General features: G+C 38.0%; 10 protein-coding genes. 3 read left to right on the top strand and 7 right to left on the bottom strand.

Going from position 1 to position 9,692, the window contains the following annotated elements; translation table 11 throughout:
• Positions 1 to 344 precede the first annotated feature (344 nt).
• The 3 genes from QAI40_RS15315 to QAI40_RS15305 are packed head-to-tail and all read left to right on the top strand — an operon-like array spanning position 345 to position 3,002.
• On the top strand, positions 345 to 1,421 hold the full coding sequence (locus tag QAI40_RS15315; RefSeq protein WP_304511779.1) for a TOBE domain-containing protein: 1,077 nt from the start codon (positions 345 to 347) through the stop codon (positions 1,419 to 1,421).
• A gap of 60 nt (positions 1,422 to 1,481) precedes the next feature.
• Positions 1,482 to 2,681 (top strand): putative sulfate/molybdate transporter, encoded by a 1,200-nt coding sequence (locus QAI40_RS15310; RefSeq protein WP_304511778.1) that lies wholly within the window; start codon positions 1,482 to 1,484, stop codon positions 2,679 to 2,681.
• A gap of 51 nt (positions 2,682 to 2,732) precedes the next feature.
• Positions 2,733 to 3,002: a hypothetical protein gene (locus tag QAI40_RS15305; RefSeq protein WP_304511777.1), complete on the top strand. Its 270-nt coding sequence runs from the start codon at positions 2,733 to 2,735 to the stop codon at positions 3,000 to 3,002.
• A gap of 1,707 nt (positions 3,003 to 4,709) precedes the next feature.
• Here the strand turns inward: QAI40_RS15305 and QAI40_RS15300 are convergent.
• The 7 genes from QAI40_RS15300 to QAI40_RS15270 form a co-directional block, all read right to left on the bottom strand.
• On the bottom strand, positions 4,710 to 4,874 hold the full coding sequence (locus tag QAI40_RS15300) for a hypothetical protein (RefSeq protein WP_304511776.1): 165 nt from the start codon (positions 4,872 to 4,874) through the stop codon (positions 4,710 to 4,712).
• A gap of 591 nt (positions 4,875 to 5,465) precedes the next feature.
• Complete coding sequence (locus QAI40_RS15295) at positions 5,466 to 6,542, bottom strand: competence protein CoiA family protein (protein ID WP_304511775.1); 1,077 nt, start codon at positions 6,540 to 6,542, stop codon at positions 5,466 to 5,468.
• 150 nt (positions 6,543 to 6,692) lie between these two features.
• Entirely contained in the window at positions 6,693 to 6,845 is a 153-nt protein-coding gene (locus QAI40_RS15290; protein ID WP_304511774.1) for a hypothetical protein, read from the bottom strand.
• Positions 6,846 to 6,848: 3 nt separating this feature from the next.
• Positions 6,849 to 7,346, bottom strand: coding sequence for a hypothetical protein (locus QAI40_RS15285; RefSeq protein ID WP_304511773.1), 498 nt, complete (start codon positions 7,344 to 7,346; stop codon positions 6,849 to 6,851).
• Complete coding sequence (locus QAI40_RS15280) at positions 7,333 to 7,845, bottom strand: SLATT domain-containing protein (protein ID WP_304511772.1); 513 nt, start codon at positions 7,843 to 7,845, stop codon at positions 7,333 to 7,335. The genes QAI40_RS15285 and QAI40_RS15280 overlap by 14 nt, the downstream gene beginning before the upstream one ends.
• Before the next feature lie 8 nt (positions 7,846 to 7,853).
• Entirely contained in the window at positions 7,854 to 8,978 is a 1,125-nt protein-coding gene (locus tag QAI40_RS15275; RefSeq protein ID WP_304511771.1) for an SMODS domain-containing nucleotidyltransferase, read from the bottom strand.
• A gap of 9 nt (positions 8,979 to 8,987) precedes the next feature.
• Positions 8,988 to 9,221: a DUF2188 domain-containing protein gene (locus tag QAI40_RS15270; protein WP_304511770.1), complete on the bottom strand. Its 234-nt coding sequence runs from the start codon at positions 9,219 to 9,221 to the stop codon at positions 8,988 to 8,990.
• Positions 9,222 to 9,692: the final 471 nt, after the last annotated feature.

Raw genomic sequence — 9,692 nt, 5'->3', positions numbered from 1 at the left:
TATTCTGTTTTCAGCTTAAATTATATGAAAAAAATGAAACTATTTACCCCAGAATAATTGAGCCATGAATCTGTGTGAGATAGTTTGAAAAGCTCTCACAAATTCATAACATCAATTATTCTGAAAGGTACCAGACATAATCGCTTTTTGACTATCTGAAATTGTTCTTTCAGGAATTATTTTTTTAGACTTACCTTTTCAAAAGATCAAAAAATTGAATACAAATCATTGTACAAGCTTATGGAATTTCAAAGAGTAGACGGTTTAAAAAAAATTTCTTGACATTAAGAAACACGTAAATTATAATAATCGTGTTATTAAAAATAATATATTGGATATATTCAATGCAACGAAACATACAAAAGAATGTCGATCAAAAAAGTATTATTACTGAACAGGATAAAAAAAATTGTCTCGATACAATTCAGCTCACCAAGCTGGAACAATCATATCGTGGCTGGCTTCAGGTAGCATCCCGATCTGATGTCCGCCTTTCCAGAACACGGATATTGTTATTATTTCTGTTGATTCGATACACCGGAGCAAAGCTCAACGAAATTCTATCTCTTAATCTATTTCAAGACATCGACCTTAGTGACTGTCACATTTCAATTAGAGATCATCATTCAAAAGACACACCTATATTAAGAAAAATTCCAGTCTCCCATTCTTTAGCTGATGAAATTAAATCTATGCTATCTGATCCTGTTTTTTCAACATCAGTTAAAACTAAATTTAGCATCGATCCCGGTTTTGTTCGAAGAAAATTCTATGAGCGGTCCAAATCCTGTGGATTTGATAAAAAATTGGGCGGTCCAGAGATGATTCGCAAGGCCAGAGCTGTAGAGCTATTAAAGAATAATATGCCAATGCCGGCAGTACAAAGCATCTTAGGACACTCGACACCCAATTTAACAAAATCAATGGTCTCTTTTTCTGAAATAGAGATTCAGCGGATTACTCAATTATTTATGGAAGGGGAATCTGATCGCAAAACCAGTGCTCGGAACTCATTTTTTGGTAAAATCAAGGTTGTTGAACAAGGCGACATTTTAACAAGACTTGAAATGATTACAATTGATAGTTTTTCTGTAACTGCAACCATTACAACTGGTAGCGTTAGTCACCTTGGATTAAAACAAAACAGATTGATTACGGCAGAAGTTAAAGCACAGTGGGTCGTGCTGCAAAGGATAGAAGATTCGAAAACGATATCATGTACTGCGGAAAATCAATTTGATGGTAGAGTAACTCAGATAAACAAAGGGGACATCAATACAGAGTATATTGTTCAAATTTCAGATATTACAGAGCTATGTTCGATTGTTACAACAGAAAGCTATCGCCAATTAAGCCTTAAAAAAGGTGATCGGGTCCGGGCTCTATTTAACAGTTTTGCAGTAGTATTGCATACTGGATGATAATTGTTCCTGAAGTTTATTACCACGTCATCAACTTCTTCATATATAAAGGGATAATGAATGTTTAAAAACATAAAATTTAATCGAATGGAAATAGCAGGGTCTTTTGGAGATCTTGGTGCATTATTGCCAATAGCCATTGCAATGGTTCTGGTTAATGGACTCAATCCGGTCGGATTATTTTTCAGTATTGCTCTGTTTTTTATCATTTCCGGACTCTATTTCGATGTCACGGTCCCGGTTCAACCCATGAAAGTGATTGGAGCTTATGCCATAGCAACCGCCTTAACGCCTTCTCAAATACTGGCGTCATCACTTCTAATGGGTATTTTCCTTTTGATAATTGGATTGACGGGAGCAATCGAAACCATCAGAAAATATACGCCAAAGTCTGTCATCCGGGGTGTACAATTATCCACCGGAGCAATGCTGATTTCAGGTGGGATCAAGTTCATTATCGGGACATCAAAATTCCAGGTACTTCAAAATGCAGCAGAGCCCTATCTAACCGTTCAATTTTTTGGTCCGGTTCAGGTGGGAATAGTCATCGGTGTGATCGGTGGTATTGTGACCTTTCTTTTGCTGGATAATAAAAAATTCCCTGCCGGATTAATAGTTGTTGCAGGTGGTCTCATAACCGGTTTGATTCTGGGTGCCAGGCTTGACTTGTCAAGTGGTGGTCTTGGATTCAACATCCCAAAATTTTTACCCTTCCCTTTTCCGGAAAAAGCCGATTTTACGTTTGCATTGTTTGCCCTGGTATTGCCCCAGCTTCCAATGACAATGGGCAATGCTGTACTAGCCTATACTGATTTATCCAAGGAATATTTTAAAGATAAGTCATCGAAGGTGTCCAATCGTAAGGTCTGCGTAAGCATGGCACTGGCCAACTTCTTAAGTTTTTGCCTGGGGGGAATGCCCCTTTGTCACGGCGCCGGAGGACTAGCAGCACACTATCGATTCGGAGCACGTACAGCTGGGTCCAACTTGATAATCGGTTTTCTTATCTTAATACTGGCATTGGTTCTTGGAAATAATATCGTCGGTTTTTTTAATCTGCTGCCTATGTCTATTTTGGGAATACTGCTCGTTTTTGCCGGTGCCCAGCTGGCGTTGACCATCATGGACCTTGAAAACCGCAAAGAATACTTTGTTTCCACTATGATTCTTGGTATTACCCTGGCCTCAAACCTGGCAGTGGGATTTATATCAGGAATGGTGATCGCTCAGCTTCTCAGGTGGGATAAACTGTCTGTTTAATAATCGGCATACGCAAACTATGTTGTTTGCCAACCTATGCGGAGGAATTGAATGTGCTTTAAAAAGAACATTAACCATGTCTTGGAACAGACCTCAGGCTCTAAAAATACCACTGAGATTCGTCGGCTTTTAGATGAGGTCAATGTATGCAAGTCATGCCCGGAGACAAAACAAGAAGTTTTCCATGAACAAGAATCTATTTGTCGTTGTCGCCTGCGTCAGAAGGTTGAGATGCAAAATTTAATTGTTCACATTATGTCCGATATGACAGAGCCTATGATGAACGACCGAACTTCTAATTGCGGCTACCTGTTTTATTAAAAGCTGATGTATAAAAACGAAGCGTGGACTTATGGTATAAGTTCCCAGGAGCAAAAAATCCCTAAGACCGATAACTTCAAAAAGATATAGCCGGTGCTCTGGATCATGACGTTAGCGGGTGTTTTAACGTGAAGCAGTCACTTTTTGAAAATTCTTCCGGGCACAAAATGTTGTATTTATCTTATTTTTCTTCTCAGATTCAAAATTACAATATATGGGAAAAGGCACAACTAAAATTAATCAAGATGCCATTAAATTTTATTGGAGTTATGTTGCGAGCGACCGTAACTACCTGATTTTTAAATGGATTTTGATTCAGTCTGTGTAAATCGATATTATCTTTAAATTCAATGGGTTAGGGCGAATTTTAAAAATTCTTAAAAAAACTGGCAACATAATATTTTGCTTTACTACGTAGGCCACTGTGTCTGGCAATATCCGTTCCACTCGTGTGCTAACAGTCAAGCCAGTTTTTCGTTTCCTCACTATTTGCCCAAAATTTTCTCTTTGAATTACTATGTATTTTAGCATTAATGTCATTGAATTATTTAGTTTCACTGAAAAAATACATGTATTCATTTTAGCACCCTTGATCTTGTGCAATCCAATTTTAGGAATATTCGATTTCAATATTATATCCCCTTGTGCAGTGATATCAAGCATAATTTTCAACACTGTTTATTAAAGTAGGGCTAAAGGCAATACAGACAGGCTTTTTGGCCGATAACATATCTTGTAACGCATCTTTAAATAATAAGGTTCTTTTGGTAGATTTCTTCCGCTTCCAGTAACCGGGATTTTGTTCACGCTACTGCTGGACCCGGCTCACATTTTCAGGGCATGAGAAGTAGTCTCGGTTCTTTGGCCTTTTTAACCATTCCCTCTGACTGTGCTTTTTTGCTGGCTATTTTGCATTCGGATTTGTGGCAAAATTTTGTCTTTTCAAATGGCGGGGATCTGGCATGAAAAGATTATGGCAGTTTTCACACCTTCGCTGTCGTATTTTTTTTTTCATAGGCCTGGCCGCCACCTCCTCAGGACTATGATCGATCTATACGAAGGGTTGGCGGGGTATTATTAAAAATATTGGGGCTGGGTCAGCGGGGTAAAACTGGCAACAAAAAAAAGTCGCAACATAATTGGAGACTAACTTGATTACAGCCTTGGTCAACAAAGAAAAGTCCCTTTTGTGTTAACTGGAAGGTATTATTGTCCCCTGCAAAATAATTCTATCCAATCTCAGGAGCAAAAAAACCCCCAGGGGGGAATAAGGCCCCGGGGGCAAGGAGAATAATATGAAACAATCAAAAAAGATTGTTCATTTTATTCAACCGCATCATAAAAAAAAGAATTTTGATTGTAAAGAAAAAACCCGGTCATGTTTTGGCTGGGTTTTTTATTATAAATGTATTAGAAAAATAAAAATGTATTATATGTGTATTAAATAGGCGAGTGAAATAAAAAAGGTTTTGACCAAATCGCCAAAACCCTTGTCTGTTGTGGTGCCCAGGGACAGAATTGAACTGCCGACACGGGGATTTTCAGTTCCACTTACGCAACATTAAAATGTAATTGTATTTTCAAGCCTTTAACTGGTAAGGGCCTTGAGAGTCTATTTTTGGTTTCGTTTGGAACCGTTTGTAAATATTTGACCTTGACGGGCACAATTTGGGCACATAGTTGACACGGGGATTATTGGTCCTCGTGTCAATTCTTTCTCAGAAATCCATCCAGAGCTTCAATCAATGCTCCAGTCACAGTTGTTTTATTTTCTTTGGCATACCTTTCGATTCGTTCCACCATTTGACAAGGTAACTCAATGGTTAAGCTTTGGGTAGGATCTTGACACTGATCGTTTATTTTTTCTGTCATTATAATTCCTTTATAATATTGGCCTGCCAATTTTTTACACGTTTTCTGCCCTAATGCAATGAAAAAGAAAGTGTGTGTGACTGGGAGCCTAAAGTAAGGTATGCTGATACGGTCAGCTTGTCTCAATTTTGTTACAAAAGGCTCCATAACCTCAATTGGCAGATGTCACGGTGTAATTTACATAGAATGGGAGGTTGTAAATTTTATTATCAGTTGATTGATATTCCTTTGCTTTTTACGGGATTAAAATCTGGTGAGAATTCATTTGAAAATTCCTTGAATTATAGGATATATGCTTTGCGGTAAAGGTATTTTTGGTCCAACAAGGGTTTTTTTGAACGAATCCCAAAAAGCAAGAATTATAGACATAGTCCGCAGTTTGAATGAAGGTTTATTTCGAACCCCGGTTTCCGGCGTGGGAGAACGGACTGAGCCCAATGCATTTAAAGGTTTTATTAATGATTTCAGTGTGTTTTGTCGTTTTTTGTGGTTGTCTTTATCCTTCTTTATCCTTCTTTATCCTTCTTTATTCATGTTTTTCACACGTGATTTTACACGTAGCATGAAATCGATAAAAATTTTTAACAAATCTCATAGCACTCTTTTTTTCTCCCCGTTGTATGTCCAATAAGGTTGTATCTTTGGGAGATCTTTTCCAATTTCAAGATCATAACAAATTTTGGGGCTTGGCATGCTTTCATTATCTAGAAGCTCAAGCGAGTTCATGCTGATAAAACGGTCACCAATCAAGGCATTACAAAAATAGCATCCATTCGAAAAATAAGAGTTTTCACCGGTATGGCTATATCTTTCTTTTAATGGCCCTATTTTATAATTCTGTCTTATTTTGTTTGATACAATTTGCAATAAAGTGGTTGAAGATATTTCGTAAAAATGAAGGAACTCAGAATCTTTTCCAATTATTCCAAAACCGTTGCTTTCATAATTCTTGTCAATATAAGCAATTCCAGACACAACAGATATCTTTTTTTGGCATTTCCAACAAATGTCGTCTGTGATTATTAATCCGGCAGAAACAATTGTTTTGCCTCTTCCAAACATTTTTAATTTTTTTGCCAACATACCTTCAATAAAATTAGATAATTCCACATCAAAACTTTTAACGATAAAACTATTATTTTTAGAAGAATATTCAATAGGAAATTTTGGTAAATTATAGTCATCATCTTCAAAGAAATAATCTTTATTTTTTTTGTATTTAGAAAACCATGCACATCTCACATCAGATGTTTTATACTTTTTTTGACGTCTATCATATTCTTTATTAGTTTGAGGTGACAGCTGGATTTCAAAAGCTATTTGCATTGAGTCCTTTTTAGCATAAACGTCAGCTTGCCAAGCCTCTCCATCAAGGGTTTCATTTTTATATTCAGTAAAAACACACCATCCAGACATTTTTGCTGCTTTGGCTACAATAAATTTCGCTAATAAGTGTTCTTTAGACTCAGAAGGGCTTTTACAACCGTTTCTTCTGTGATGTGCAAAAAAAAATGTTCCTAAACTACTTGTTTTTAAAATGCCTTTATTTTTGCAACAGATCATTTTAACATCTAATTCAGATCGTTTGTTTTTCAACGAATTCCATTCATCTTCTGTAAAATCAAAAGATTGGACTGTCTTTCCATCAATTATGGCTCTTAATGGCATAGAATTTCCTTTTTATAAGTTACTCTTTTTCTTAAAACTTGTATTTTTGCATAACATCGAACAGAATTCAGTTTGATATGATCGGTTACGGGAATTTTCTTGGAGGCTACCACCTCCTACTTTTATTGTTTTAACGAAAAGTCACCCTTGCTATTTTCTCTCTATGTTTTGTGAACCCCCGCCGTCACGTTTGTGATAGTCGCTTAAATCTGGATCAGGGTCGGGGAGATTTCCTCCACCTGAAGAGGGCCCACCACTTTCCTGGTTATTGTTCTGGACATTTTCGTCTTGATCGTTGCTCATCTTTTATCCTTTCAATATTTTTAAGAACACAGCCACTACCGAAAACCCTAATGCTATCGGCAGGCATATGTTTATTGAAAACGACATTAGCGCCGTTTTCTTTCTCATTATACCATCATTTCTTGATATTGATTTATTCATGCTTGATAATATAATGGCCTTAGTATCAGCAATTTCTTTGTTAAGGTATTTGTCTATCAAGGAATCAATTTTAGGTGGAATGTCAATATCTTTTGGCTTAAGAGATAAAAGGTTGCATGCCATTCCAACAACCAATGTAAACAGCCATATATTCAACAAGGTTTTTTTATAGATGACGAACACATCTGTAATTCCACCAGTAAGAAAGATGGCGAGAATGATTCCATAAATCGCGATCACAATAGCATTCTTCTGATCAATCGAATTCCATTGATCAGACTGGAACTGGAGCTTATTTTGAGCGCTATCAAATATAATATCCAGGCTTTTTAGCTCTTTGTTTTCCTCACTCAGACTCATTTTTTGACTCTTCAAAATCAGGTGTATGCCTTCCTGCTTTTATTCTTTTCCTACCTTCTTCAAATGCTTTGGTGGTTGTCTGAGGTGTCATCTTGGCAAGCATGTTGTAGCGTTCTCGAAGAATCCGGACCATAATCGAGAATGAATTTCTATCCATCTCTTTATAGAAGTTCTGGTACAGTGACCGGGATTCATGTTTCAACGCTGTGTAGCTCTTGCCAGCTTGCGAATGTTCCTCATTTTTCTTGTCCGGGTTCATGATTGATTGAAGGGCAAAAGCAACACCAGCAATTACAGAGAACCAGGCAACCCAATTCGGAGCCCCGGACAAAAGAGCAACACCACTTATTGCCGCTGCAACCGCAGGGATCAATTTCACCCAAAAACTTACCCTGCCAGCACCGGCAGCGAGGATGTAATGTGTTTCGGCGGTATACAGGCAATCCTCTTCAATCCGCTTACACTCGTTTATTAGATTGTCATTGTTTTCTTCAGACATATATTCCTCTATCTTTTGAATGGATCTTTTGGGTTTAAGAGCGAACTGAGTAACGCATTGGTGTTAGGCTGTGGTTTGGGCTGTGGATTTAACAAAGCATCCCGCAAGGCATTACGTGGATATCCGCCCAAAAGCCCTGTTGTGGGTTGAGTTGTCAAGAAATTTTTGAGAGTAGGTGCTGGAGGAGGCTTAGGTGGAATATAGGTAGGCGTTACCGTCGGCGCTTGCGGAACAGGAAATTTAGGACCAAACATTTTATTCCAGACACGCTTGGCAGCCGGATACTTGCTTTTTGAATAAAAATTCCATGCTCTTTCCGCTTTTTTCAGCCCCGCATCGAACTTTTTTCTGACAACGTGCAGCCTGAAAGGTTTTTCATATAGGTATTCATCGACATAGTCATAACTTTTTCCTGGTTCAAGGACGAAGGGATAATTTTTTTCCCAAATCCAATCCCGAACATAGTACATCCAGTCGTAAATCCCTTGTGGATATGAATAAATATCAGTCACTGCACCGAATACCTTTTCCGTTAATAGCTCCAGATGGAAGGATTTTAGACCAACCTTATTATTCCGGTTCCACTGTTTGAGCATCTTTATTAACGGAATGAACAGGCTGTTATTGTTTTGGTTACAGGCTGAAAGCCATTTATCCGGCACATTTGGATAACACTGCATCCATTCTTTTGAGCCAGGAGCTGGGATACTGTAGAGATTAGGATCATCGCTGTATCCCACTGCAGGAACTATCTCGAATTTATAGTCCCTGAATTTTACAACGATGCAAGGTGCATCAACATTGATTTTTGTTTTTTTGGGATACTGTCTTCGAATTGCCCTTGCCATCAACCGCAATATTGACATAGGAGACTGCCCTTCAGCGTGCTTGCTGTAATGAACCCGCACATAGAGGTCAATGTCATCAATAGGGCGAATAATTGTTTTTCTTGAATATGAACCTGTCAGGAAAGAAATTTGTTTTTGTGTATTGAGGAAGATTCGGTCGTCGTTGACAAGGACAGCATCGATTGAGTCCCTTGTTTTCTGGATTTGCTGTAGCTGCTTATCGGTCGGGTTCAGGTTGGTGAGGAATTTTTGAAAGCTTTGGTCGATCGTTAAATTCTTTGTCATCCCCCTCCTTTATCCTTTAGGTGGATATGGGTCATTCCCGTAAGTATGTTCGGTCTGGATCTTACCATTCTGTCCGTGAATTTTGATCTGACCGAGAGGCGCATTTTTTGCCAGGCCTTTGCCACGTTGGATGGCTTCCTGCTTAGTGCCAAAATTCCCGGATGCTTTTTGTCCACCTTCTTTTTTTACATCCCAGCCGTTGCCCTGATTTTTTGTCACATGATAAACTTGCCTTTTTGCCATTTTTTTAAGCCCTCCTAATTCAATATACAAATTTGTTATAAAATAGTCACCAAAATTTAACTGTCAACCTCTTGACCACAATATATGGATTTTTTTTTCATCCCAATACCATATATTCTATTTTGGTCTTGGATCAGAGACACAATGTCAATGAAGAGCTTCTAAGACTGGAAGATATACCTGTCTGTCGGGACTGGTCCCACTGTAATGTTTGGGGTATCCCTAATTGGAATTGGCAGAAGGCGTTCAAAAGATCAACAATACAATTTCTAATCATGATTTTGTTTTGTAGTATCAGACAAGCTGAAAAGGAAGGCTTTAAAAAGACCAGACTACTGGTACGGTTCTGAGAGATTGATTTCGGGGCGGCGAGTGAGCCTTCAATTTAACTCGCTCAGCGGCCACGATCAAATCTCTCAGTTTAACAATTTGAAATTTTGATTTTTTACTATACATTTTTTTTATTGGAGG

Source organism: Desulfobacula sp. (genome assembly GCF_030611305.1).
Classification (GTDB): domain Bacteria; phylum Desulfobacterota; class Desulfobacteria; order Desulfobacterales; family Desulfobacteraceae; genus Desulfobacula.
The sequence above is the reverse complement of the archived record's forward strand: the minus strand, read 5'-3'. Positions and strand labels throughout refer to the sequence as shown.

Excerpts from the sequence above, each read along its gene's own strand:
- QAI40_RS15280 (WP_304511772.1), bottom strand. The coding sequence starts at position 7,845 with ATGTCTGAAGAAAACAATGACAATCTAATAAACGAGTGTAAGCGGATT.
- QAI40_RS15305 (WP_304511777.1), top strand. The coding sequence starts at position 2,733 with ATGTGCTTTAAAAAGAACATTAACCATGTCTTGGAACAGACCTCAGGC.
- QAI40_RS15290 (WP_304511774.1), bottom strand. The coding sequence starts at position 6,845 with ATGAGCAACGATCAAGACGAAAATGTCCAGAACAATAACCAGGAAAGT.
- QAI40_RS15275 (WP_304511771.1), bottom strand. The coding sequence starts at position 8,978 with ATGACAAAGAATTTAACGATCGACCAAAGCTTTCAAAAATTCCTCACC.
- QAI40_RS15315 (WP_304511779.1), top strand. The coding sequence starts at position 345 with ATGCAACGAAACATACAAAAGAATGTCGATCAAAAAAGTATTATTACT.
- QAI40_RS15295 (WP_304511775.1), bottom strand. The coding sequence starts at position 6,542 with ATGCCATTAAGAGCCATAATTGATGGAAAGACAGTCCAATCTTTTGAT.
- QAI40_RS15270 (WP_304511770.1), bottom strand. The coding sequence starts at position 9,221 with ATGGCAAAAAGGCAAGTTTATCATGTGACAAAAAATCAGGGCAACGGC.
- QAI40_RS15300 (WP_304511776.1), bottom strand. The coding sequence starts at position 4,874 with ATGACAGAAAAAATAAACGATCAGTGTCAAGATCCTACCCAAAGCTTA.
- QAI40_RS15310 (WP_304511778.1), top strand. The coding sequence starts at position 1,482 with ATGTTTAAAAACATAAAATTTAATCGAATGGAAATAGCAGGGTCTTTT.
- QAI40_RS15285 (WP_304511773.1), bottom strand. The coding sequence starts at position 7,346 with ATGAGTCTGAGTGAGGAAAACAAAGAGCTAAAAAGCCTGGATATTATA.